This is a genomic window from Vibrio sp. YMD68 (assembly GCF_029958905.1).
In the GTDB taxonomy this organism is placed as follows: domain Bacteria; phylum Pseudomonadota; class Gammaproteobacteria; order Enterobacterales; family Vibrionaceae; genus Vibrio.
On sequence record NZ_CP124613.1, the window covers coordinates 1,166,071 to 1,190,583 of the forward strand.

At 45.4% G+C, this 24,513-nt stretch carries 19 protein-coding genes; 6 read left to right on the forward strand and 13 right to left on the reverse strand.

Annotation, left to right across the window (positions count from 1 at the left end; all coding sequences use genetic code 11):
* Nucleotides 1-91: 91 nt before the first annotated feature.
* The 5 genes from QF117_RS05195 (at nt 92) to QF117_RS05215 (ending at nt 6,038) form a co-directional block, all read left to right on the forward strand.
* Complete coding sequence (locus tag QF117_RS05195; RefSeq protein WP_282385148.1) at nt 92-853, forward strand: hypothetical protein; 762 nt, start codon at nt 92-94, stop codon at nt 851-853.
* A gap of 304 nt (nt 854-1,157) precedes the next feature.
* Nucleotides 1,158-1,838 carry a cupin domain-containing protein gene (locus QF117_RS05200; RefSeq protein ID WP_282385149.1) on the forward strand — a complete coding sequence of 227 codons (681 nt, stop codon included), beginning with the start codon at nt 1,158-1,160 and terminating at the stop codon, nt 1,836-1,838.
* Between the two features lie 276 nt (nt 1,839-2,114).
* Complete coding sequence (locus tag QF117_RS05205) at nt 2,115-2,858, forward strand: ABC transporter substrate-binding protein (RefSeq protein WP_282385150.1); 744 nt, start codon at nt 2,115-2,117, stop codon at nt 2,856-2,858.
* 171 nt (nt 2,859-3,029) lie between these two features.
* Nucleotides 3,030-4,937: a methyl-accepting chemotaxis protein gene (locus QF117_RS05210; protein ID WP_282385151.1), complete on the forward strand. Its 1,908-nt coding sequence runs from the start codon at nt 3,030-3,032 to the stop codon at nt 4,935-4,937.
* A gap of 789 nt (nt 4,938-5,726) precedes the next feature.
* On the forward strand, nt 5,727-6,038 hold the full coding sequence (locus tag QF117_RS05215) for a hypothetical protein (protein ID WP_282385152.1): 312 nt from the start codon (nt 5,727-5,729) through the stop codon (nt 6,036-6,038).
* Between the two features lie 170 nt (nt 6,039-6,208).
* Here the strand turns inward: QF117_RS05215 and QF117_RS05220 are convergent, their stop codons facing one another.
* The 10 genes from QF117_RS05220 to QF117_RS05265 all read right to left on the reverse strand — a co-directional run bounded on the left by QF117_RS05220 (nt 6,209) and on the right by QF117_RS05265 (nt 15,140).
* Nucleotides 6,209-6,742 (reverse strand): Dabb family protein, encoded by a 534-nt coding sequence (locus QF117_RS05220; protein WP_282385154.1) that lies wholly within the window; start codon nt 6,740-6,742, stop codon nt 6,209-6,211.
* Between the two features lie 225 nt (nt 6,743-6,967).
* Nucleotides 6,968-7,327 (reverse strand): hypothetical protein, encoded by a 360-nt coding sequence (locus QF117_RS05225; RefSeq protein ID WP_282385155.1) that lies wholly within the window; start codon nt 7,325-7,327, stop codon nt 6,968-6,970.
* A gap of 322 nt (nt 7,328-7,649) precedes the next feature.
* Complete coding sequence (locus tag QF117_RS05230) at nt 7,650-8,081, reverse strand: GNAT family N-acetyltransferase (RefSeq protein ID WP_282385156.1); 432 nt, start codon at nt 8,079-8,081, stop codon at nt 7,650-7,652.
* 64 nt (nt 8,082-8,145) lie between these two features.
* Nucleotides 8,146-9,072: a LysR family transcriptional regulator gene (locus QF117_RS05235; RefSeq protein WP_282385157.1), complete on the reverse strand. Its 927-nt coding sequence runs from the start codon at nt 9,070-9,072 to the stop codon at nt 8,146-8,148.
* A gap of 494 nt (nt 9,073-9,566) precedes the next feature.
* Nucleotides 9,567-10,397: a transposase gene (locus QF117_RS05240; protein WP_282385159.1), complete on the reverse strand. Its 831-nt coding sequence runs from the start codon at nt 10,395-10,397 to the stop codon at nt 9,567-9,569.
* Nucleotides 10,398-10,455: 58 nt separating this feature from the next.
* On the reverse strand, nt 10,456-10,788 hold the full coding sequence (locus QF117_RS05245; protein WP_282385161.1) for a transposase: 333 nt from the start codon (nt 10,786-10,788) through the stop codon (nt 10,456-10,458).
* 58 nt (nt 10,789-10,846) lie between these two features.
* The gene (locus tag QF117_RS05250; protein ID WP_282385163.1) at nt 10,847-11,143 is read right to left on the reverse strand and encodes a transposase; all 297 of its coding nucleotides are present in this window, start codon (nt 11,141-11,143) and stop codon (nt 10,847-10,849) included.
* A 91-nt stretch (nt 11,144-11,234) separates the two neighbouring features.
* A complete protein-coding gene (locus tag QF117_RS05255) occupies nt 11,235-11,540 on the reverse strand; it encodes a transposase (protein ID WP_282385165.1) in 306 nt (101 codons plus the stop codon).
* A 249-nt stretch (nt 11,541-11,789) separates the two neighbouring features.
* Nucleotides 11,790-13,976, reverse strand: a complete 2,187-nt coding sequence (locus tag QF117_RS05260) for a thrombospondin type 3 repeat-containing protein (protein ID WP_282385166.1) — start codon at nt 13,974-13,976, stop codon at nt 11,790-11,792.
* A 12-nt stretch (nt 13,977-13,988) separates the two neighbouring features.
* Nucleotides 13,989-15,140: an outer membrane beta-barrel protein gene (locus QF117_RS05265; RefSeq protein ID WP_282385167.1), complete on the reverse strand. Its 1,152-nt coding sequence runs from the start codon at nt 15,138-15,140 to the stop codon at nt 13,989-13,991.
* Nucleotides 15,141-15,820: 680 nt separating this feature from the next.
* On the opposite strand from QF117_RS05265, the gene katG reads away from it, so the two are divergent.
* Nucleotides 15,821-18,235, forward strand: a complete 2,415-nt coding sequence (gene katG, locus QF117_RS05270) for a catalase/peroxidase HPI (protein WP_282385168.1) — start codon at nt 15,821-15,823, stop codon at nt 18,233-18,235.
* A 217-nt stretch (nt 18,236-18,452) separates the two neighbouring features.
* Here the strand turns inward: katG and QF117_RS05275 are convergent, their stop codons facing one another.
* From QF117_RS05275 to QF117_RS05285, 3 genes are all read right to left on the reverse strand, one after another.
* Nucleotides 18,453-19,364 carry a LysR family transcriptional regulator gene (locus QF117_RS05275; protein ID WP_282385169.1) on the reverse strand — a complete coding sequence of 304 codons (912 nt, stop codon included), beginning with the start codon at nt 19,362-19,364 and terminating at the stop codon, nt 18,453-18,455.
* A gap of 169 nt (nt 19,365-19,533) precedes the next feature.
* Nucleotides 19,534-23,052 (reverse strand): hypothetical protein, encoded by a 3,519-nt coding sequence (locus tag QF117_RS05280; RefSeq protein ID WP_282385170.1) that lies wholly within the window; start codon nt 23,050-23,052, stop codon nt 19,534-19,536.
* 240 nt (nt 23,053-23,292) lie between these two features.
* Entirely contained in the window at nt 23,293-24,513 is a 1,221-nt protein-coding gene (locus QF117_RS05285; protein WP_282385171.1) for a DUF1552 domain-containing protein, read from the reverse strand.

Sequence of the window (24,513 nt, forward strand, 5' to 3'; positions counted from 1 at the left end):
AAACTTACTGATTCTATTTTCAGGGCAAAGCGCTTTATTCAATGCGTTAAACACGTTCTTATCGAGTGCTTTGCCCAATATGAATTACGAAATGCTAGAGGACGAATCTATCTTATTTCCGACACTTTCATTCATCGCGGCTTCTGTTTTAGTCATTATCGGTGCTCAGGTTGTTAGTTTCAGTGGCAACCAACTGTCGATACTGGCTTTAATCATTCCCGCATTGTGGGTACTTCCTCAGCGAGGCATTGCTGGCGTTCTTCTACTCACCGCTTTAACCCTTTACGGGCTCACTTTACCTTACCAATCGATTGCACTATCGATCTCCTCTTGGGTGATATTTCCACTCATGATGGTGGCATTTTCAAGACGTTCAGGAACCATCTCGAAAGTCACAAGCTTACTCATACTTGTGTCGCTACAAACAGGGCTCATGATCACTCAAATAAGTGGTGCTCTCGATGGCAACGCAGCCATGACCGTCATTCAAACATTCGCGGTTATGCTAGCGTGGTTTGCAACCAAACACAGTAAGATGTCACAGCAATTTCCCTGGTGGAGCCTCGGTATCTTCGCTCCTTTATGGGTTGCTCAACTGCCTTACGCGATAGCACTCACATTTTGCTTTTCTATCGCAATAGCGGTCATTGGACACCTGTTTGGGATTAAGAAGTATCAGTGGGGTACGCTCCTCGGCTGGGCACTTCCCACCGTTGCATTTTGCGCCTTAATGCTCACCCCAACAGCAAACGTGCCCCATTCGGTTTTTGTCGTTTGGCTCTGTTTGTTAGGAACGGCGTGGAGTACCGATTACATATTAAGAGTGATCGAGAGCAAGAAACAAAGGCAATGAACGGATAACCGGGCAGGAATAGCTAGAAAATGGATAAATAGAGACCAGACAAGTAGAAGTAGACAAGTAAAAGCAGGTAAGAAAAAAGCGGATAAGTTCTTAGGGCGTGTTACTCATTAACTGACGACTTATTGTGATACTAGTGATCTCTTATAGTGATTCCTTGTAATGATGGTGATGTGATGGGTAGACTCACTGTTACTGAACTATCATTACTAGCAATCTATCATTACTAGCGATCTGTCATTGCCACTGATCTATGATTATTATAAAGCCGTCGCTTTACCCAATGCATGAGGCATACATGACCACTTACCTGAACGCCGATTTCCAGCAACGAATCATTATTCGACCTGAAGACTACCAATGGGTCGATTCACCTATGCCCGGTGTTGAGCGAATGATGTTAGATAGAATTGGGGACGAAGTTGCAAGAGCCACTTCCATTGTACGTTATGCGCCTTTTAGTGAGTTTTCACCCCACCTACATTCTGGTGGTGAAGAGTTTTTAGTATTAGACGGTGTCTTTTCCGATGAGCATCAGGACTACGGGCAAGGTTGCTATGTACGCAATCCCATCGGTACTTCCCACCAACCGCGCATTGGCAAAGAGGGGGCAACGATTTTCGTCAAACTTCACCAATTTGACCAAGCAGACGCAGAGCAAAAAGTGATAGATACGCATGCTCAGCCGTGGCGGCAAGGCCTTGTTGATGGGCTCACTGTGATGCCATTGCATGAGTTTGAAGGAGAGCACGTTGCCCTTGTAAAATGGGCACCGAATACACAATTTAACGGCCACAAGCATTGGGGAGGCGAAGAAATATTCGTCCTCGAAGGTACATTCTACGATGAACATGGCACTTACCCCAAAGGCACTTGGCTACGCAGCCCCCACCTAAGTCAGCACCAGCCTTTTACACAAAAAGATGGTGCATTGATCTACGTTAAAACCGGCCATTTATTCAATATAAGTGCTCCATAAGTATCGATATTCTGACTGTTTCTGAGGTGAGAGCAGATGACAAACATCGTATTTACTGTTCGTTTTATCATCAAAACTGTGTCATTGTTAATGATAAGTTACATTTTAATTATTGCTGTCCCATCATTATTTGCGGGTGATTGTTTGCGAGTGATTGGCTGCGAGTGATTGTTGGCAATTGATTATTTGCGAGTAATGGATGGCGAGTAATGTCTAGTGAATGAGCGTTTATTGATAAACAGCAGATATGGATAAACAGCAGACTGGATCGATAGGATGAATACCATCAGAACCTATTTCGTGTTTTTTTTATGCGTATGGATAGCCCCTTTCGCGGTTGCAGGGGAAGAAAAAGTGGTGCGTTTAGCCTCTGGCGATTGGTTCCCGTACACCTCTAGCCAATATCAAGGCGGCCTTCTTGAGAAAGTCGTCCAACACGCATTTCACTCTCAAGGTTACGACGTTAAAATCGATTACATGCCCTGGATTCGTAGTGCCAAACTGGTCGAGTACGCAAAGTACGATGGCACTTTCCCCTGGTATTCAAACAACGAGCGTCGAGCTAAGTTTATCTACCCAACCATCCCCCTCATGCACGCAGATACCGTGATGTTCTACCACAAAGATGTCGACTTTCATTGGGACACGATTTCTGATCTGTCTCAATACAAGATTGGTGGTGTTGCTGGGTTTGCTGCCACAGAATTACTCGTCAAGAATGGCGTAGAGACCATCAATTCAGTTGATCTTGATGAGAACATCCTAAAACTACTCAGACACAGAGTAGACGTTGTACCGATCGAGCGACAAGTTGGATTAACGATGGTGTCGTCTGTAGCCAAGGCTGACCAGGTGCTGATTCAAATCGACGAGAAACCGTTGATCAGCAATCCTATGTACATGATGTTCTCTAAAAATGAACGAGGACAAAAGCTGAGCCATATTTTTGATCGAGGGCTAACCCAGATCAAAGACAATGGCTGTTACGATCAACTTATGTTGGGGAATCCTTGCGAGTAGACATTCAAACTAGCCGCCCTGCCACACTTTTTTCTTTCTCTCACAAGTGCGTGTTCCTCACAAATGCTTGCTTAAAACAGTTATTTTCAAAAATAGTCCTCATAAAATCTACCTAACGAACAATTACCTTCTATTATTTACAAAAGAATCAATAAATAGGCAGATGCAACCATGAAACAACTTGGTTTTAAAAACTTACTCCTTATTTCAATCATTGCATTAGTTGCCGTGTCTGTTTCAACATCCAGCTACGTCTCTTATGTAAAGCAAGAAAAAACACTCATCGAGATCATTACTGCCGCTAATGAAGACTATGTTGCAAAGCAAGCCCAGTTAATTGAGAACCAGTTAGGTGAAAAAGTCTCTGGTTTGAATAAAATCGCTAAAAAATATCAATCAGAACAAATGACGGGTACGGCTGAGAGTTTTATCGAATTTACCAAAATAATGGCCGGAGCGATGAACCTGAACAGTTCAGTGGTTGGCTTTGAAAACGGCGATGGCTATTGGAATCAAACCGCAGACACCTGGCCTAATCACAAGTTGGATGGCGACATTACCGAGCGATCTTGGTATCAACTCGCTCGAACGAGCAGCGGAACCGCCATCACCGATCCGTACCTAGGGAGTGGCTCTGATATTTACTGGGTAAGTATCGTGGAGAAGATCAAAGAAGGGATGATATCCGTCGATATGCAGCTTGGATTTCTCAATGAAATGGTCAAAGGTGCAACAGAAATTCCAGGGGCCATTGCCATCATCATGAATCAGGACTCGACCATTTTGGCCTCATCTACCGACTTATTAAAAGCCAGTGACAAAGCCACCAACTACCCATGGTTCAAAGGCGTCGTCAATAATGCCGTGACCAATGTCAGTAGTGTTCAACATTACGAACATAATGGCAGCGACAAGCTTCTCTTTTCACACAAAATTAATATCGCCGATAAGAGCTGGTATTTTGCGATAGGTGTAGACAAAGAGGTCGCATTCGCCAGCTTAGCCGCCGCAAAATACTCGGCAATCATCAGCACGTTGATCGCCACGATCGTTAGTATCATCATTGCAGTCTTAGTCTTGCAGGTGCTGTATCGCCCTATTTTAGCGCTAAGACAAACCATTGATGGGTTGTCTCAAGGTAATGGCGATTTAACCCAACGTCTCGACGTCAAAACCAAAGATGATCTCGGTGAAATCGCGAATGGGGTCAATAAATTTATCGAAAATCTGCAAAACATGATGCTTGAGATTAAAGGCGCAACGGGTGACTTAAATGAGAACATCGATAAACTCAAAGATCAGTCTCAACGTAACTCTGTGATTCTTCAAAATCACGTTTCTGAAACAGAGCAGGTTGTCACTGCCATTGAGGAAATGAATTCAACCGCCGAGTCGATGGCGACAGATGCCGCCAATACGGCACAACTTACCCATAATGCCAACGAAGCGGGCAACAACTCAAAACAAACCGCCATGAACGCGCAATCTAATGTCTCTGAATTGGTGTCCGATGTTGAAAATTCCGCCGAACAAGTGCAGAAAATGAGTAACGAAACCGACAGCATCACGACGATATTGGGGGTGATTGGGGCCATTGCCGAGCAAACCAACTTACTGGCCTTGAATGCAGCCATAGAAGCGGCGCGTGCAGGTGAACAAGGGCGCGGCTTTGCGGTTGTTGCCGATGAAGTACGCAACCTAGCCAGTCGAACCAAAACAAGCACCGAAGAAATAGAAACCGCATTAGGCAGTTTGTTGAAAGGCAGCCAGAGTGTGGTTGAATCGATGGATGTCACTAAAAACCGATGCGAGCACACGGCAGAAGGGGCTGGCGAAGTGGTGCACAGCCTAGAAACCATGAGCCAATTTGTTAACGACATTAATGATCTCAGCACTCAGATAGCCACCGCAGCCGAAGAACAAAGCAGCGTCACCCGTGAACTCAGCCGAAATATGTCTGCAATCAACGACATTGTTGTTGAACTAGACAGCAACGGTAAACAGGCATTAAATGAAGCAAGCGACATTGATAACGTCAACCGACAATTAATTGAAATCGTTGGACGCTTCAAGTTGTGAGAATCGATTTAACGGTGAAGAATCAAAAATGAATCGCAATGGATTCGCTGTAGAGCGTCGCAGTAACCCCCAAAAGGCACTCTACAGAACTCTGCCCCTATCTATTCATGCGGCTTAGTGCTCTTGACAACAGTATTTTGATCGTCGATAAACTGGGGGATACATCGATTAATCACAACTCTTTTAGAAAATAATAACTACCTTAGAAAATATCACCGCAACATCGGCACTCTCATATTCTGTCGCACTACAGTCGCGCAACAAGAACTTAAAACTTTAAGTGTCAAATATCGATTCACACTACCTGTGCGATAAAACCACCTGTGCGATAAAACAGCCTGTGCAATAAATATGTGACTTAAACAGAGTGTCTGATCGTCTTCTATATGGGTAAATGATAGGTTGAATATTACAGAGTGAGAGGTTGTTGCAATGGATCTGTAACGTACTCTGTTTTATACCTGCGCTACTCACGCAAGTGTATTGTGTCCTGTATTTTCGCCCGCATACCGTACCCCTTGCGGGCTTTTTTTTTCTACTTTTCCTTTATATTCAAAGCACTTGAGATTTGGTATTCGCATTAAATCACTCTCCAGCGTCAATGACACTCTATAACAACCGCCTAGTAAACACGCTGTTTCATTTCCATCAAAACCAAGCTTTGCCAATATTGCACTACCTTCTGAGCACAATGAATAGCAAAACGGTTTGCTCCTACTCATTAAGGTGAACGTTCGTTGAGGCGAACGACTATCAAGCAATTTACTAAACGTTTTGTTGGAGAAAACAATGCCAATCCCAAGAGATACCAAAGCACAATTTATCGCAAAATCCCGCCGCCTATGGGGTGACCGTTTTGGTTATAATGACGTTCATTACGTGAACAGCCGCACGCCAGTTTCACTGTGGTGCAAAGAGCACAATGCGTCTTTTTCGCAAACTCCAAAAGCACATTTTTCCGCTAAACATGCTTGTTGTCCACTGTGCTACAAAGAGCTAGCGGGTACGTTTCAGAATGCTTGGCGTCAACAGCGCCAAGAAACACCCTCTGGGCAGAACATGAGATTCTACTCACTCATGAATCAAGTATTTAAACAGTAATCACAGCCAGTTTTTGGTGTCTTCTGTCTGCTTCAAAATTTACACGCACAACACAGTGGGCTATTAACACATAATGCCCACTGTGTTGAAAAAACAGAGCGGGCATGTCTAAAACGAATCATTCAATCGAGACCACTCGTTACAATGTATATTGTAAGCCAACTGTATAATCAAAAACCAACAGTGTAATCAAAAACCAATACCCCTACCTTGTCTTTACCTCCTGGATTTTTTTCGACCTTCAAGTAAGGTCCTACGAATTCTTTAAATTTTTGATGATTTTTGTCATAGAATTGAGCAGAGCTGATCGCAGGTGTTCCAACGTAGTAATTGAGATCGCTTTGAGACAAAAAGCTAACCATAAAAGCGAGATCATAACCCTTGCCTTGCCCTTCTCGACTGCTATTCTGACTACCCGCTTCAATATTGTGTATGTATTGCTTGCCATCACGAGTAGATTTTCTCAACGCGAGAAACCTGTTTACAATCTCTTGTTTCTCAACATCGGTAACATCATCTTTTAAGTCGAAGAGAACAATATGACGAATCAGACCTTTTTCAAAATTGGGCGTTGTGACTTTCGCATAATCTTTTACAGGGATAGGCTTTGCGGTGCTCGAATACTCATTCTCGTTGCCATTTAAATGTGCAACGGCTGGCATCGATAAAGTGGCAGTTAAAGCTATCGCTCGTACCATTTTCATTTAATCTACCTTTCTTATTAGCTAAATAATTACATAACAATAATTACATAACAATAATTAGGTAATAAAAAACGAACAATTAAACACAGTGTTTATTAATAGGGAAGCACTCGAAAGTCACTGCCATTGATGTCGAGTTGAACATTGGTTTAAATATCTGTTTGGGATAAGTAACCACATTGGCATTGATACTATTCACTTACTCACTTACTGCACCATAATATTTTATTCAAACTTAGCATCAATTCGATACTTCCCCCCATCAAAAGAGAATTCACTCCCCAAAGCGATAGTTTGATCAATCGCTACCGTATTGACACCATTCAATTTAAAGCGACTTGACATATGATAGTGTTCGTTATCCGCTTCTATTTTAGACACTGTCGTTATAATTTCTATCACCTTGTCTTCAATAGCACCGTGCTCAAAAATCGCCTCCTCTTCTAATTGGACGATAAGTTTAGGGGAGACGAGTAATTTGTTATCTTCAAAAACCTGGTAAGAAACCCTATGATTCTGTGTGGCATACGAATAGGCCACACCCGAAATCGATAGTAACATGGTTAAAATAATTTTCTTTTTCATAGTGTTAACAACCTAAAATACTGGATATTATATTGGGCATTAATTAATGATATGGAACAGTTCTAAAGTACGATTTAAACTATTTACACCGAACTAAATAAAATCTGTATGTCCTCCACTCCAACCTCTAGAGTATTTATTTACAACATTCATTAATTTTTCTTATTTATAACGCGTATAAAATCATCAAAACAAACTAACGTGAATCAAAAAACAGTACAATTAAACACTTTGTTTAGCTAAAGATACCTCATCTCGTGAATAAGAGGTGAGTTCAAGGTAAGATTACGAAGCCCCTTTTCTTGAAAGGACTTGCGAAAGGTTAACTATTTACCTTTCGCCAAACACTCATAAACAGCACCTCTTCTGATTGAAGTTTGAAATCGAACTTTTCATAAAACGGAGCAACGTCTTTACCACTCATTAAACCAATAAACGCACCTGATCGTTCTTTTGCCAGCTTATTGACATTAGACATAATATGTTCAATTATCTTTCGTCCTACACCTTGATTCTGGTATTTTGGGTTGACAATGATATCTTGAATATAAAAGTATAAAGCACCATCGCCAACGACTCTGCCTATACCAATAAGCTCATCTTCATATAGGGCACAAATGGAAAATAGTGAGTTTTTAAGCGCTAAATTAGCTCTATATTTCTCTATCGATTCCCACCCGACAGATTGTCTCAATAAATTGTACTGATTAACGGTGGGGTCTCTCAGTACGATTCTAAATTGATTTTCATTCATAATTCTTTCCGGTTATAGAATACAGCCAATGCTCACCTAAGTTAATGTATGCAAATTATTCTCATTAAACAGATAAGCACTTTAGGTCAAAATCTTCTTCTTTCAACAGGTTCTGGTATGTTTCAGACACCATATTAATTAATTTCTTTTTGGGGTTCATTTTATGGTAGGAAATATAAACTGGGAGTTCTAACGTACCTATTTTATTCATCTTTTTTAAATCAACACCCGAATTAACAAACCTTCTAATCGACGCTTTGTTTAAAAGGACAATGAGCGGTAATTCTTTTGCTACTTTCAGTAGGCTATCAATATCGGGAAGAATTAACCTGGGCAGAGATTTCACTATACATTCACTATCACAGCACTGGTCAATAAAATCGGCAATGAAATTATCATTACTCGTATTTCCTAGATCAAGCATGGCCAAGTATTCTATTTTGTTATTGTCATTGTTGATTTGATAAAACGAATATTCATCAATATACAGTTGCTTATTTTCTACAGCAATAGAGTCAAATTTGTAATACGACAACACAATGTCTAGATCACACGCTCGAAGTTGACTGTACATTTCCCGTTCATTAAAATACTCACTCGTTATCGTTACCGACAGGACTTTCCCTGAATCTTTTCTGTAGTGATAATAATTCGAGATGATTTCGCCACTTAAATTCATTTTTATTTGAGGTAATACACAGGCTTTGATGCTTTCATAGTTCATATATTCATTCAATTGATGAGATAAATTAATGAGCATCGAATTCGTGTCAACCTCATGATATAGTCGTCCGCCTTCTCTAGTCGGTTTAAATTCGTTCTTATCAGAATAAAACAGTTTCTTTTTAACAATGGCCTCAAGATCATTCAATGAGCGAGACAGTCTGCACAATGGTATTCCCGTCTTAAGTGCAGCGGCTCGCAGGCCATCGTAACGGTAGATCGCTTCAAAGTGGATTAATAATTCCGATAAACTCGAGATATTCTTCATAAGGTTGCCATCCTAATTTGACACGATATATTTACACTAATTTGACATTGCTTCCAAAATAGTTTTTATTTGTATTAGTATTCGTTCCCTCAGGTATATTGACCAAAAAAACAATAGCCACAAGTAAACATGATGTTTCATCATCAAACCTTTCTAATTTGGCATTTTCTATATTATTTAATAATTAAGTGTTTATAATTTAATAATTTTACCTAATTTATCAGGTCATACTTTTCTATTCACTTGTGTTATAAGTTATAATCATTCTCTCGATTAAGATGGCGATATTTCTTTCAGACAGTGATTTATAAAGCATGTGTCTGGCGTTCTTTTGTCGTGTACTCACTGCCATGGGGAATGAGGAAGAACACAGGGCAAAAGAGCTTGTGCTGGGCATCAAGCCGGTGTGTGAATGGGATGTGAGGTAAGGATAGATCGGAAAGATAAAGGGGCGGGATATTCGGAGTCAGATTCTGATTTTTGCCACTATGCGACTAATTCGAGACTATGCGGCTAATTCGAGAATAGTGCAGCCCAAAGTACTCACCAATCTGCTTTTGTGTATAACCACCGCTCGAAAATGCCGCAACAATAGCATTGTTCCTGCTGGTTTCATTCGCTTCATATTCCTTCAAAGAGAGTGGTTTGGCTTTGCGCTGTTTCGCCGGAATTTCATTCATATCCCCTTCCTCAAAATCTGCATTGGGAAGGTGTTTATTCACAAACTCATCGCTGCCTAGGTAAACTTGCTGCTTTAAATCTGCCCATAGTGGCTTTCCAATCCCTGCGAAAACGAATTGCTTGTATTTCTCTACGGCCCTATTTCGCTGCCTCCCAAATTGCAACAACGTTTGATCTACCGCTAACCATTCCGGCGCTTGTTGTTGATTCGTAATAAAAGGCCAACTGCTCCATTCATATTCATGAGGGGCATCAACCATATGAGCACGAACCGGGTTGAGGAGAATATAGCGCCCAACCTCAAGTAGATAAGACTCTTTATCAACCAATATCGCCTTGTATCTACCTTGGTATAAATGACCGACACGGTGGTGCTTTCGATTGAATCTTTGCGTATACACACCGTTTAGCTGCCTCATCCCTTTGCTCAAATTTCCTTCGGGGGTTTCAATCAACAAGTGGTAATGATTGGTCATTAGGCAATAGTTGTGTATTACCCAATTAAACCGCTCACAAGTCTCAGCAAGCACCTCCAGAAACAACGTGAAGTCGGCTTCATCAAGGTAAATGGGCTGGCGAGCATTACCTCGTGAGGTGACATGGTACAGCGCCCCTGCATATTCAATCCGTAGTGGTCTACTCATCTTCTTCCCTCATCTTCTAAACAAAAAAATGGCCTAGTTAAAAACTAGACCATTCTCATCATAAAGGCAAAAGGCAAGACCTGACCCCTACATTACCTTTTAAATGACCGACACGGTGGTGCTTTCGATTGAATCTTTGCGTATACACACCGTTTAGCTGCCTCATCCCTTTGCTCAAATTTCCTTCGGGGGTTTCAATCAACAAGTGGTAATGATTGGTCATTAGGCAATAGTTGTGTATTACCCAATTAAACCGCTCACAAGTCTCAGCAAGCACCTCCAGAAACAACGTGAAGTCGGCTTCATCAAGGTAAATGGGCTGGCGAGCATTACCTCGTGAGGTGACATGGTACAGCGCCCCTGCATATTCAATCCGTAGTGGTCTACTCATCTTCTTCCCTCATCTTCTAAACAAAAAAATGGCCTAGTTAAAAACTAGACCATTCTCATCATAAAGGCAAAAGGCAAGACCTGACCCCTACATTACCTTTTTGCGTATACACACCGTTTAGCTGCCTCATCCCTTTGCTCAAATTTCCTTCGGGGGTTTCAATCAACAAGTGGTAATGATTGGTCATCAGGCAATAGCTGTGTATTACCCAATTGAACCGCTCACAAGTCTCAGCAAGCACCTCCAGAAACAACGTGAAGTCGGCTTCATCAAGGTAAATGGGCTGGCGAGCATTACCTCGTGAGGTGACATGGTACAGCGCCCCTGCATATTCAATCCGTAGTGGTCTACTCATCTTCTTCCCTCATCTTCTAAACAAAAAAATGGCCTAGTTAAAAACTAGACCATTCTCATCATAAAGGCAAAAGGCAAGACCTGACCCCTTGTTATCTACCTTGGTATAAATGACCGACACGGTGGTGCTTTCGATTGAATCTTTGCGTATACACGCCGTTTAGCTGCCTCATCCCTTTGCTCAAATTTCCTTCGGGGGTTTCAATCAACAAGTGGTAATGATTGGTCATCAGGCAATAGCTGTGTATTACCCAATTGAACCGCTCACAAGTTTCAGCAAGCACCTCCAGAAACAACGTGAAGTCGGCTTCATCAAGGTAAATGGGCTGGCGTGCATTGCCTCGTGAGGTAACATGGTACAGCGCCCCTGCATATTCAATCCGTAGTGGTCTACTCATCTTCTTCCCTCATCTTTTCCCCCTAAACAAAAAAATGGCCTAGTTAAAAACTAGACCATTCTCATCATAAAGGCAAAAGGCAAGACCTGACCCTACATTACCCTCACAAGACCTGACCCCTACATTACCTTTCTTCCCTCATCTTTTCCCCCTAAACAAAAAAATGGCCTAGTTAAAAACTAGACCATTCTCATCATAAAGGCAAAAGGCAAGACCTGACCCCTACATTACCCCTACGACCCGCGTGAATCACATGGTGCAAACGAACGGATACCAAAACCTGGTGGTCAAAGTTCCAGCTCCCCACTCCCTACTGCGGCTCACACTGTGTATTTCTGTTGGGCTGCTTAGTCCTACCATCACATATTGGTATATCGTATTCTCGACATTGTCATAATCGACATTGTACGTGCCGTATACTTTGCCCTGGTATTGCTCTCGGAAACCGTCGTTTAACCATGCTCCGAACGCGTCCCTTTCAACCCCGTCCATCATTCCGCCGCCTATATTTTGACAATACGTGGCCGCTGTCTCCCCATTTGTGTATACGTATCCATTGATCATTTTCACGTTCCCGCTGCCGTCACCGCCTCCTTCTATGTACATAGCCTCAGTGACTATAGGTCCTACCGACAGACTATCATTTATGAATGCTATTCCCTCATCAGCATTCAAAGTAACTCTCAAATCGTCCTCTCCACCGGCTAAACTTCCGACACCTGTCCAACTCAATGTGATACTCACACCCTCTTCACCCAGCGCATTGTTATCCACCCCACTGGTATCCAGCTCCCCCGTCACCGGATCTATCGTCACCCCTAGGTCGGTGGCTGCCTGGTCGACACTCCACGTTCCCAGGGACGCATCCGCTGGCACCACAATACTGCTGCCATCGGCCAATTGCACCGTCGTTTGGCCTGTGATAGTGTCGCCAACATTAATCTCGCTACCCTCTAATGGCGCTCCGTCTTTTAACAGCGCCACCTTGCTGCTCGACACATCTGCCAAGGTCACCGTGAACGTCTGCTCCTGCGACGGCTGACCATCAAACCAACCTCCCTCAACAAAAATCGCCTGCATCGTCAGTGGCTCATCCGCGAACGGCAGCGCCGTTTTCGAGTCAGGAATCGTGACATGACCTTCGCTGGTCGGCGTTAAACCCGCCACAGGGCTGTCGTTGCCATCCAACACCTGCCACGTCACATGGTTGGCGTCCGGCGCCTCTAGGGTCGAGAACGTGCCTGACTCACCTTGTACCGTAAACTCAATACGCGCCTGCAAACCCATGCCCGGCGTCACCGTGGTGTTGTCCAACGTCAGCGTCGGATTTTGTACATTGTCGGCCGCTATCGGGTTGTTCGGGTCATTATCATTCCAACCTTCTAGCCACTCTTTACCCGCTTTGAAACCATCCGCATCGTTATCCGCGTCACCGTTCTCAACTGGGCTGTTCGGGTCGTTCGGGCCCCAACCTTCATGCCACTCTCTCGCGTTCGTAATGCCATCGCCGTCATCGTCGCCGCTGCCATTCTCAACCGGATTGTCCGGGTCATTATCATCCCAACCTTCTACGGTTTCCAGACCATTAGGAAGACCATCGCCGTCCTTATCCTCTGCACCATTCGGCACTGGGTCGTTCGCGTTGTTCGGATTGGTGCCATCCACCACTTCTTTACCGTTCTTAATGCCATCGCCGTCGTCGTCGCCGCCGCCATTCGGCACCGGATTATTCGGGTCGTTGTCGTCCCAACCTTCTACGGTTTCCAGGCCATTAGGGATACCATCTTTATCCTTATCCTCGGCACCATTGGGCACCGGGTCATTCGGGTTGTTCGGGGCGGTACCATCCACCACTTCTTTACCGTTCTTAATGCCATCGCCGTCATCGTCTTTGTCACCATTTTCTACCGGGTCGTTCGGGTTGTTTTTGTCCCAACCTTCGACTTCTTCCTTACCATTTTTGATGCCATCGCCATCATCGTCTTTGTCACCATTTTCTACCGGGTCGTTCGGGTCGTTCGGATTGCTACCATCCACCACTTCTTTACCGTTCTTAATGCCATCGCCGTCATCGTCTTTGTCACCATTTTCTACCGGGTCGTCGGGGTCGTTCGGATTGCTACCATCCACCACTTCTTTACCGTTCTTAATGCCATCGCCGTCATCGTCTTTGTCACCGTTTTCTACCGGGTCGTTCGGGTCGTTCGGGTTTGTGCCCGCAGCCCTTTCGTCGTCGTCCGATATGCCATCTTTATCGCTGTCGCATCGCGCTGAAACACCGCCAATGCTTTCACACACTTGCCCCTGAGCATCTGAAGACAAGTTACCTTGTGAGGGCAGCCCTTTTGTATCGTCGCCCCCACAGGCGCTCAGTAGTAGCGCAGCCATTAACGGGGCCACCAGTTTCATTCGTTGTTTATTGGTTATTCTCATCATTATAATGTTCCTTTATTGTTCTTGTTTTTCAATGGTCGTGCTTTGCGTTGTCACTGCTGGCGACACGATTTCGACCCGGCGGTTGTGCGCTCGACCACTCGCGGTTTCATTCGACGCGATCGGGTTTAACTCACCCACGCCTTTCACCGTCATGCGATCACGAGATACCCCCTGAGACGCTAGGTAATCCGCCACTTTTTGTGCGCGCACTTCTGAGAGCGACAGGTTGTAATTGGCGTCGCCCAGGCTGTCGGTGTGACCAATGAGCTGCACCGTTGTTTCTGGGTAGTGTTGTAAACGCTCGAGTACAGGCTGTAGTTGTACTTTCAGCGCTGCGGACATCTCGGTACTGTTGCTTTCAAACAAGGCTTCCTTGTTTGACCCACTCAGCAACTGTGTAAACGTTTCAATCACTACGGGGGTCACTAGGACTGCTGCGACTTTTTCTTGCATCACGTCTTTGGGCTTTTCTTCCATATCCGTCTTTTCATCCATATCCGTCATTGGCTCGCTCGCTCGGGCTTCAACAGGGGATGGCGACGTTGAATGGTTCGACGCGCCTCCAAAACGGTAATCCAGCCCCAAGCTAACAACATGCACATCAGATGAGCCGGTTGAATCATCCCCCACGCTTTCGATGTATTGGTATTCCAAGCGGGTGCTCAAACTGGGTGACAAACGGTATTCCAACCCGGTGCCCAGCATCAGCGATGCTCCAGAGCCGCTCTCACTGATTGACCCCTTTATCGGCTCGTTAGCGTCGTTGTCTACCTGCCACAGCATTGTTCCGCCTTTACCAAATAAGGCGAGTCGCTCTGTTAGGGCGTAATCCGCTTTTAGGCCCAATTCAAACCCCTGCACGGTGCTTTCATAATCAACCTGGCTGTTAGGCTGGTCTATCGCTGGGTAGGTTGCGGTTGGCCCACCGAGGTAGTCATAACCGCCTTCTAACGCCAGCCATTTGTTGATCTGGTAACCGCCATACAAACCCAGGGCTTCAGTGGCGTCTTCACAATCGACACTGTTGCCGTCGCATGGCTCACCAAAAATAGAGCCCCCTGCTTTACCGCCCAGGTAAAACTCGCCCTCTTCATGAATGCCCCCTGCTGAGGCCCCTGTAGACAGCAGTAAACTGATGATTACTGCGATTTTTTGTATCTTCATCGTTAAAAACTCCTAGTCATGAACCATGACATTCCGTTTGGTATTCCGTTTAGTTAGTGGTTACGTTTTCAATGGTTACTTTTTTATAGATGGCCAAGTTAATCTTTTATAGATGACCAAGGGAGCGCACCAAGGCCGTTCGTGTTTCTCGTTCATTTGAACTTTGAACAGTGAGCGCTGACTTCAAGAGAGGCTGTTTTTGTCGTGTTGACACTAGACCTTGAAACTAGACCTTTAAATCATGCCTTGAAATCACGCCCGCTCTCACTGAGTTGGAGCGATTCTTACAGCCGAGGCACAGCGAGACAATGAAACGGCTCGTTTCATGACTAAAAAGGGAACTTGGGGATGGATTTGTATCTAATTGAGCGAAAAAATGGATGGGAAATATCGCAAAAATGACAATTAAACACTTATAAAACAACAAATTAAAATAATAACAGGTTAATGTCAGAAATATCACCAACCTAATTTACAAAAACAACATTAGCGGTGTTTCAGCACACATCACTGTCAATAAAGTGCCTATCTTTTATGAATCATAGTGATTAGGTTATAGGTAGAAAAATTGGGGTACAGTTCCGAATATGCAGTCTGATGACCACGCACTGTAGATAACTCAATAACACGTTTTACACGTTCATAGTCCATAACCTCTGATATCCAGGAGAAAGTGCTTCATGATTACTTCAAAAAAGTTTACCCGTTCCAGTTTCCCCGTACTTAGCCCTTTAACCATTTTGATCAATTTGGTCGCTGTTTTTTTATGGCCGACGGTACTGTTTGCCGCGCCTCAAGTAGTGTTTGACGAAACTCAACAAGAAACAAGTGATTCTGATTCCGCAAGCTATCACCATGAAGATAAAGCAGGTATGTATCCGCAAGGCAGCCACGCGAACAGAAATCACGCAAAACCCAACCAATTTTGGTGGCCAGATCAGCTTGATCTATCGTCACTTCGTGACCATGATTCACGTTCCAACCCGTTAGGAGAAGATTTCAATTATAGGCAAGCCTTTAGCGACATTGATTTGGTTGCTTTGAAAAAGGATATCAATGCAACGCTGACCGATTCTCAGCAATGGTGGCCCGCAGACTGGGGGAACTATGGCCCGTTTTTTATCCGCATGGCCTGGCATTCCGCAGGCACGTACCGCACGCTTGACGGACGAGGCGGCGCAAGTGGCGCACAGCAACGGTTTGCGCCCCTGAACAGTTGGCCTGACAATGCCAGCCTAGATAAAGCAAGGCGCTTGTTGTGGCCAGTGAAGAAAAAGTACGGTGAAAGTATTTCGTGGGGGGATTTGATTGTACTTGCAGGCAATGTCTCACTTGAAAATATGGGCTTTACCCCATACGGTTTTGCCGCAGGGCGTGCCGATGATTGGGAGCCCGATACTGTTTACTGGGGGCCTGAATTAGAAATGCTCGCAAACAATAGGCGCGATGAAAAAGGCGAGTTAATAAAACCGTTAGCCGCCGCCCATATGGGGTTGATTTATGTGAATCCTGAGGGCCCTAATGGGGTTCCCGATCCTCTCGCTTCCGCTAAAAGCATACGTGAGGCTTTTGGACGTATGTCGATGAATGATGAGGAAACCATGGCGCTTGTGGCGGGCGGACATACTTTTGGTAAGATGCACGGCGCTCACAAAGCATCGGAGTGTTTGGGCGCGGAACCCGAAGCCGCCCCCATAGAACAGCAAGGGCTAGGTTGGCAAAATAAATGCGGTAAAGGCCACTCGGAAGACACGATCACCAGTGGTTTAGAAGGCGCTTGGACTCAAGCCCCAACACGCTGGACATCACTGTACCTTCAAAATCTGCTTAACTTTGAGTGGAAGCAGGTGCATAGCCCAGCAGGGGCAATTCAGTGGGTGCCGACTGAAGAATCTTTGCATCAATCGGTTCCTGATGCGCACATTAAGGGGAAGTTTAATCCCCCAGTTATGACGACGGCTGATTTGGCGTTTAAGTTCGACCCTGAGTACAAAAAGATTGCAGAGCACTTTTTAGCCGACCCAGATGCGTATCGCCTTTCATTCGCTAAAGCCTGGTACAAACTGACCCACCGAGACATGGGGCCACGCAGCTACTATTTGGGTGATGATTTTCCAGATGAAGCCTTTGTTTGGCAAGACCCTATTACTGCACCCGATCACCCGCAGATAAGCGACAACGATATTGCGCTTTTAAAGCGTAAAGTACTCGATTCTGGGTTGGCGATTTCTGAATTGGTGAGTGTTGCCTGGGGAGCGGCTTCGTCTTACCGCGATTCCGATAAACGAGGCGGTGCTAACGGTGCTCGTATTGCGCTTGAGCCGCAACGGAATTGGCCGGTGAACAATCCAGACCAACTTAAACGCGTGCTGAACCAACTGAAAAAGATTCAGTCAACGTTTAATGATTCAGCTATGGGCAATAAACAGGTGTCACTTGCCGATTTAATTGTTTTAAGTGGCGCTGCCGCTATCGAGAAAGCCGCCGAAGAGGCTGGCGTGAAGATCACAGTGCCTTTTACCCCAGGGCGAGGCGATGCGACACAACAAGACACGGATGTGGCTTCTTTTGCCGTGCTTGAACCCCACGCTGATGGCTTCCGCAATTTTTATCAGGAAGATTTTTATCAGGAAAGCTTTTACAAACAAAATGATAACCAGAGTGGCTATTCCCTGTCTCCGGTTGAGGCATTAATCGACAAAGCGGATCAGCTGACGTTAACTGTCCCAGAAATGACGGTGCTTATCGGAGGAATGCGTGCACTGAGTACCAATACAGATCGTAGCGCTCATGGTGTGTTTACCGACCAGCCGGGCACGCTCAATAATGATTATTTTGTGCATTTGTTAGATATGTCCATTCAGTGGAGGAAAGCGAAATCAGAAGGCATATATGAGGGGGTGGTGCGAAAAACAGGTGAGGTTAAATACACCGCAACACCTGTTGATTTGATCTTTGGGTCAAATGCTGAGCTTAGAGCCGTTGCGGAAGTGTATGCATTCGATAATGCAAAAGCCCGTTTTGTTGAAGACTTTACCAACGCGTGGGTGAAAGTGATGCAGCTCGATCGCCCTGAGATTAAATCATTTAAATAACTTGAATGGAATGTACAGTAGACCGTTCAAGTTATATGAATTAAGCGATAAAGACTAAGACTATTGTATTGTATTGTATTGTATAAAATTATCGAATAGACGGGGGAGCGCTACCTCGTTTATTCTATCAAGGGTCACCTAAATTCTAGCCTTGGTGTTTGCTCCATAACTTCTAGCCTTATCTCATGCCTCTTATCTTCTCTCTTCTTCTAACTTCTTAGCTTAGAGCGTCTTGTGTATCGGATAAGTGTCGGCTTGGCGTAATTCTATTGGATCGCTTGAAGTTCTCGTGAAACCATTTCACCACGGGCTTGTTGTACAAGGCCGCTTTTGTGGTAATGAAGTACATATTGACGGTCATGAACGAATCGTCGTCGTAAACAAAATACTCTTCTACGCTAGGCAGAACATCCGCAGAGCAGATGCCGATAAATCGTGTTTCTTTGATCACGCGAAAGTAATTCGATACGTTTTGTGTGACAAATCCAACCTGCTTGTCCGGCGCGACCCCAAAGTGCTGGTGAAAATAGGGGCCTGTTTGGCCTAACCAGGTGTATTTAGCGAACTGGGTGTTTTCATTTATGTCAGCCATTGCAATAGAGTCGTAGTATTTTTTTGACGCAATAAGTGACACGTTGTACTGGCCGATTTTTTCTGACACAAAACTATTGGCGTTGTTGGGTTTATCATCCAGCATAAAATCGATTTCGCCATTCACCAATGCAGAATAGGCATCATCTTGATGGTTGAATGTGAACCCTTCATTCATCACCAGTTCTACATCAAACTCTTGATTAAAATCGACCAATTTGTCAACCAGGTTATGCGAGGAGAAGTGCGGAGGGATCAAGACGTTCACGAAACGACTGTTGGATTTGAACTGGTTATAGGTATTCACCAGTTTACCGTTGGTGACCTCGAGTCGGTCGTAAAGAGAATGGGCATAAACGGTGGGTCGAAACTCACCTTTAACATTGATAAACAATTGAACGGCGCTGTCTTCTTCGAGATCTTTAATGGCCCGAGAAATCGTGGCGATCGACATACCCAGGTTGGCCGATGCGTCACGATAGTTCCCCTGCGAGTATACTTCACTAAATATTATGATATTTTTTAACTGCTTACTCATGTCGCCCTACCTAATTGTTAAATAGATCAACAAGAGTATAGCGTAGAAAAATAAAAAGGGATTATTCGGTAAGTCAATATTTTATATTGTTCATACTATAGTTTAGGGATTCCCTTCCCAGAATAACCAGCCTATAGCAACGTATGACTCAGTAACGAAAACAACGTCATTACGGGGCCGATTCGTTCTCGACCTTAATGTTCCCTGCCAACGTTGGGCCTGTTATATTGGCATTGTTTGATGGCGTAACCAACAGAGTGTAGGTGCCAATGTTGTTCAAAACATGACTTGGAATCCCCCCTCCGCTCGTCTCTCCTTCTAGCAATATTGTCCCTTTTGGGGTTTGCCATTGGTACAACACTTTTTCACCTGGAGCACCCTGGTTTTGCGCCCAGGTATAGGTTGCCCCGACGCTATCGCCTGGCTTAATTGTTGCTTTTGATACATCAAATTGCGTTAGTAACGGTACGTTTTGAACCAATGGGTCACTGCCTTGGTTATGTTCATCAAGGTTAGATACGCCATCGCCATCGGCATCGCCATTTGGATTCAAATCTGCATCAGCACCATTGGGAATACTGTCACCATCGTAATCTTGGTCGCCTTGGTTAATTGGGCTGTTGGGGTTCGCAGGGTCGCTGCCTTGGTGGTACTCGGCCCCATTTTGAATGCCATCGCCATCAAAGTCGTCTGAGCCGTTGTAGTCAGGATCAATGCCATTAACGCTTCCGTCGCCATCAACATCTAAATCACCACCGATAGTAGGGTCGTTGGGATCTAAAGGATCACTACCCGTTTGGTATTCGATTTGGTTCCCTAAACCATCACCGTCGGCATCACCGCCGGGTTTGTAATCGCTGTCGATGCCGTTAGGCACGCCGTCGTTATCCAAATCTTCGTTGCCGGCGAATATTGGGTTGTTGGCGTCTGTAGGGTCGGAGCCTGCGCCGTATTCCTCGCCATTGCTAAACCCATCGCCGTCGTGGTCGTCGTCAGGGAGGTAGTCTTCATCGACGCCATTGACAAGACCGTCTGCATCAAGATCATCATCCCCAGCATAGACGGGATCGTTCGGGTTGGTTGGGTCACTGCCTTCGATGTATTCCTGCTCATTCGTGAGGCCATCACCATCTTGATCGGCATTCGGATCGTAATGTTCATCAACACCGTTGGGGATTCTATTGCCGTCTACATCGCTATTACCCGCGTAAATCGGGGAGTTGCCGTCCAGTGGATCACTGCCCGCGGTGGTTTCCTCGCCATTGGTTAAACCGTCGCCATCTGCGTCGGCACTGGCACTGTAATCTGGGTCAACCCCATTTGGAATGCCGTCATTGTCGTTATCTTCACTTCCGCCTACCACTGGGTCATTACCATTTAATGGATCCGTTCCATCGGTGTATTCGGCTTCGTTGGTTAGGCCATCCCCATCGCCATCGTGTGATGGTCTGTAGTCTGGATCAACGCCATTAGGCTCTCCATCATTGTCTAAATCTTGTGCCCCACCTGTCACTGGTTCGTTGGGATCGGCAGGGTTGCTGCCTGACTGATATTCCTCTTCGTTCGTTAGGCCATCACCATCGAAATCACCACTGGCTTGGTAATCTTCATCAATACCATTGACGGTGCCATCGCCGTCGAGATCTCGGTCACCCGCATAGAGGGGGTCGTTTGCGTCTGAAGGATCTGAGCCCGATATATATTCGTCTTCGTTATTTAGACCATCGCCATCACTGTCGTTGCCCGGTGCGTAATCTGGGTCGGTTCCGTTAACAGCCCCATCACCATCTAGGTCTTGATCGCCAAAGGGGACCGGATCGTTCGGGTCTGTTGGGTTGGTACCCTGGCCGTATTCTTGTTCATTGCTGAGTCCATCGTCATCGTTATCACCTTTGGCGTTGTAGTCAGGATCTACGCCATTAACAGTGCCATCGCCATCAAGATCTTGGTCTCCACCCACTAACGGGTTATTCGGGTTGCTTGGGTTGTTGCCTGCACCGTATTCTGTTTCGTTACTGTGTCCATCGCTATCTTCGTCAGCATTGGCGCTATAGTCAGGATCGACACCATTAGCGATCCCATCTCCATCGATATCATGAGCACCACCCATAACGGGATCATTTGGGTTAGCAGGATCCGTGCCCGATACGTTTTCCGCGCCATTGGTTTGCCCGTCACCATCACTGTCGGCAGCGGGGTTGTAATCTGGGTCGGCGCCATTTGGGGTACCATCGTTGTCGTCATCTTGTGCGCCACCCGCGACAGGGCTGTTTGGATCGGTAGGATCAGATCCGTTGCGATATTCGGTTTCGTTGGAATAGCCATCACCGTCAAAATCGTGATCGCCGTGATAATCGGCATCGGTGCCATTTACGGCACCGTCGCTGTCAATATCTTGATCGCCTGCAAATACGGGATGGTTGGGGTTAACGGGGTCCAATCCATCTCGGTATTCGACCCAATTACTAAGACCATCACCATCGTGATCGGCATTGGCGTCGTAATCGACATCTACGCCATTAACGACACCATTACCATCTAAGTCTTGATCACCGGCCAGAACGGGGACATTGGGGTTTAGTGGATTATTCGCCTCAATATATTCCAGCTCGTTGCTATGCCCGTCGCCATCAGCATCCCCCGCGGGTTCATAATCACTGTCGGCACCATTTGGAGTACCATCACCGTCGAGATCGCTGTCGCCTCCTGCCACAGGGTCGTTAGCGTCGTTCGGATCTGTATTGTTTTGATATTCAGAGCCATTGGTAAGGCCATCTCTATCGGCATCTCCCAGCTCAGAATACTCAGGATCTCTACCGTTTTTAATACCATCTCCATCTAAATCTCCATGTCCACCCATCACTGGGTTATGTGAATCGTTGGCATCAAATCCATTTTCTACTTCTTCGTTGTTTGTCCAGCCATCCCCATCAGTATCGACCTGTAAGTTGTAATCGGGATCAGCGCCATTCGGTGTGCCATCGTTATCATGGTCCATATTGCCACCCGCGATAGGGCTGTTCTCATCAAGAGGGTCACTTCCCTGAGCATATTCTGTTTCGTTGGTGAGGCCGTCGCCATCTGCATCACCGTGCGGATTGTAATCTGAGTCGTTGCCATTAGTGATTTCGTCACCGTCTAAGTCGTGCCCACCGCCAACAAGGGGGTCGTTAGGGTTAAGTGGGTCGGTGCCATGTTCATATTCATGGCCATTAGATACCCCATCGTTATCTTCATCGTTACCTGGCAAGTAGTCGGCGTCACTGCCATTGGGTATGTCATCGCCATCATGATCTTCTCCGCCGCCTGGTAACGGATCGTTGGAATCGAGCGGGTTAGACCCGTTTTCGTATTCACTGCCGTCAGTCACACCATCGTTATCACTGTCGAGTTCTGGTGAGTAGTCTGGATCAACGCCATTCTGGTCTCCGTCTCCATCATGATCAGAGTCTCCGCCTTGAATAGGGTCATTGGCGTCGTTTGGGTTTGTTCCGTTTGAAACTTCATTTGAATTACTTTCGCCATCACCATCGCTGTCTGAATAAGCGTCATTTTCTGAATATGCATCATTGTCTGAATATGCATCAAAGGCACTTTGTTGCTGGGTCGGTAGCCCTTTAGTGCTTTCTGTGCCACAGGCGGTTAGTAGCAACAATGCCATCAGTGGAGAAAGTAATCGTGGTCGCATTCTTTGTGTTTCCTTCATTTTTATTCGGTGGGATTTTCGCAGGCGGATCACGCTAACGCCATGAAACAACGCGTTACTTTGAATAGCTGTGATCCGAATGTGAGGTAAAAAAGTGGGCATGTCGTTATGACATGCCCACTTTATTACTGGTTATTTGGAGCTAGGTTTTTCAGAGATAGCCTTTAAATTGTAGCTTTTTAAGTTCTACGCTTTAGTCCTCCCTTATTCACCTTATTCATTTCAAACAAACAAATCATTGATCACAGGACTTCGATAAGGAGTAGACACCCCATAGGCAGAAGCCATTGATGATAATATCTGCCCTATCGGGCCAACGTTACGGATAATCCGCCCGCCGTTTTGGGTGGCTAGTTTGGAGTTTTTTCCACCAATCAACATGCAAGGTAAGTCGTTAGAGCTATGCGCTTGTCCATCATCCATTTCGGAGGTGACATAGATAATGCAATCATCATAAACACCCATAAGTTTTAAATGTTCAATCAACCGAGTCACTTTACTTACATACCACTGCCTATGAGCAATGTAGGTTTGCTTCAAGCTAGCGGAACCATAATGGGATGCGGAATGTGGTGGCGTAGTACTGACGGTTTCCACCACTTTAGAATCATTCGATGTCCCCAACTGCAACGACACGATATTGGTTTTACCACACGATAAGGCCATAGCTGCGTTGGCAACCTGTAAATCTGCGGTTTTATCTCGGCCATAACTGTCACTCATGTACAAACTGGTCGAGCACTGCCCAGTGTCCATTAGGGCATTTTCTAACTCTTGTTTAGTTTGTGTTGTCGCTTGACTGTAGGTGTCTAGCTTACGTTGCTCAAGCCCCCCTAGGTTGTCGCTTAAATGAGCCACGTCTTCTAAATAACTGCTCAATAAAGCAAGCTTACGTTGTTCGACTGGGTCTTGATTTCCTTCCTGTGAGCCATAAAGCTCTGAAAATATGGCATTAGGATCATCGTTATGCACTAAGCCACTGCCATTAACGGAACGGCTGGTCACTAACCCACCATGCCCCCAGTATTTGGTGTCGACACCCAGGCGCAGTGCTCGTTTAGGCATTCCTTGTGCGTAAACCGATTCAAAATGCACATCAATCGAACCTTGGCCGCTTTCTTCTTGCCATACGCCATTGTAACCACTGTGCCCTGTGCCACCTTCGCTTCGGCAACCGGCTAGAAACACAATATCGTTTTTATACGCTTCCAATCCTTCTGTACAAGCGTTCATCGTGAGAGCACCGGAATCGCCAGTCGGATGCCAGGTGCCCTTTGGGTAGCCATCGGAAAAATTGACAAAGATGAACTTACTTGCGCTGCCATTCGTTCGGGCCTCTGACGCAACGGATTGAGTGGAGAATTTCGCTAACCCCACCCCCATTCCAGCAAAAACGGAAGCTTTGAGGAATGAACGTCTTGATACCGTTGTTAATTTAGTCAT

Excerpts from the sequence above, each read along its gene's own strand:
- QF117_RS05195 (WP_282385148.1), top strand. The coding sequence starts at position 92 with ATGCTAGAGGACGAATCTATCTTATTTCCGACACTTTCATTCATCGCG.
- QF117_RS05200 (WP_282385149.1), top strand. The coding sequence starts at position 1,158 with ATGACCACTTACCTGAACGCCGATTTCCAGCAACGAATCATTATTCGA.
- QF117_RS05205 (WP_282385150.1), top strand. The coding sequence starts at position 2,115 with ATGAATACCATCAGAACCTATTTCGTGTTTTTTTTATGCGTATGGATA.
- QF117_RS05210 (WP_282385151.1), top strand. The coding sequence starts at position 3,030 with ATGAAACAACTTGGTTTTAAAAACTTACTCCTTATTTCAATCATTGCA.
- QF117_RS05215 (WP_282385152.1), top strand. The coding sequence starts at position 5,727 with ATGCCAATCCCAAGAGATACCAAAGCACAATTTATCGCAAAATCCCGC.
- QF117_RS05220 (WP_282385154.1), bottom strand. The coding sequence starts at position 6,742 with ATGAAAATGGTACGAGCGATAGCTTTAACTGCCACTTTATCGATGCCA.
- QF117_RS05225 (WP_282385155.1), bottom strand. The coding sequence starts at position 7,327 with ATGAAAAAGAAAATTATTTTAACCATGTTACTATCGATTTCGGGTGTG.
- QF117_RS05230 (WP_282385156.1), bottom strand. The coding sequence starts at position 8,081 with ATGAATGAAAATCAATTTAGAATCGTACTGAGAGACCCCACCGTTAAT.
- QF117_RS05235 (WP_282385157.1), bottom strand. The coding sequence starts at position 9,072 with ATGAAGAATATCTCGAGTTTATCGGAATTATTAATCCACTTTGAAGCG.
- QF117_RS05240 (WP_282385159.1), bottom strand. The coding sequence starts at position 10,397 with ATGAGTAGACCACTACGGATTGAATATGCAGGGGCGCTGTACCATGTC.
- QF117_RS05245 (WP_282385161.1), bottom strand. The coding sequence starts at position 10,788 with ATGAGTAGACCACTACGGATTGAATATGCAGGGGCGCTGTACCATGTC.
- QF117_RS05250 (WP_282385163.1), bottom strand. The coding sequence starts at position 11,143 with ATGAGTAGACCACTACGGATTGAATATGCAGGGGCGCTGTACCATGTC.
- QF117_RS05255 (WP_282385165.1), bottom strand. The coding sequence starts at position 11,540 with ATGAGTAGACCACTACGGATTGAATATGCAGGGGCGCTGTACCATGTT.
- QF117_RS05260 (WP_282385166.1), bottom strand. The coding sequence starts at position 13,976 with ATGATGAGAATAACCAATAAACAACGAATGAAACTGGTGGCCCCGTTA.
- QF117_RS05265 (WP_282385167.1), bottom strand. The coding sequence starts at position 15,140 with ATGAAGATACAAAAAATCGCAGTAATCATCAGTTTACTGCTGTCTACA.
- katG (WP_282385168.1), top strand. The coding sequence starts at position 15,821 with ATGATTACTTCAAAAAAGTTTACCCGTTCCAGTTTCCCCGTACTTAGC.
- QF117_RS05275 (WP_282385169.1), bottom strand. The coding sequence starts at position 19,364 with ATGAGTAAGCAGTTAAAAAATATCATAATATTTAGTGAAGTATACTCG.
- QF117_RS05280 (WP_282385170.1), bottom strand. The coding sequence starts at position 23,052 with ATGCGACCACGATTACTTTCTCCACTGATGGCATTGTTGCTACTAACC.
- QF117_RS05285 (WP_282385171.1), bottom strand. The coding sequence starts at position 24,513 with ATGACTAAATTAACAACGGTATCAAGACGTTCATTCCTCAAAGCTTCC.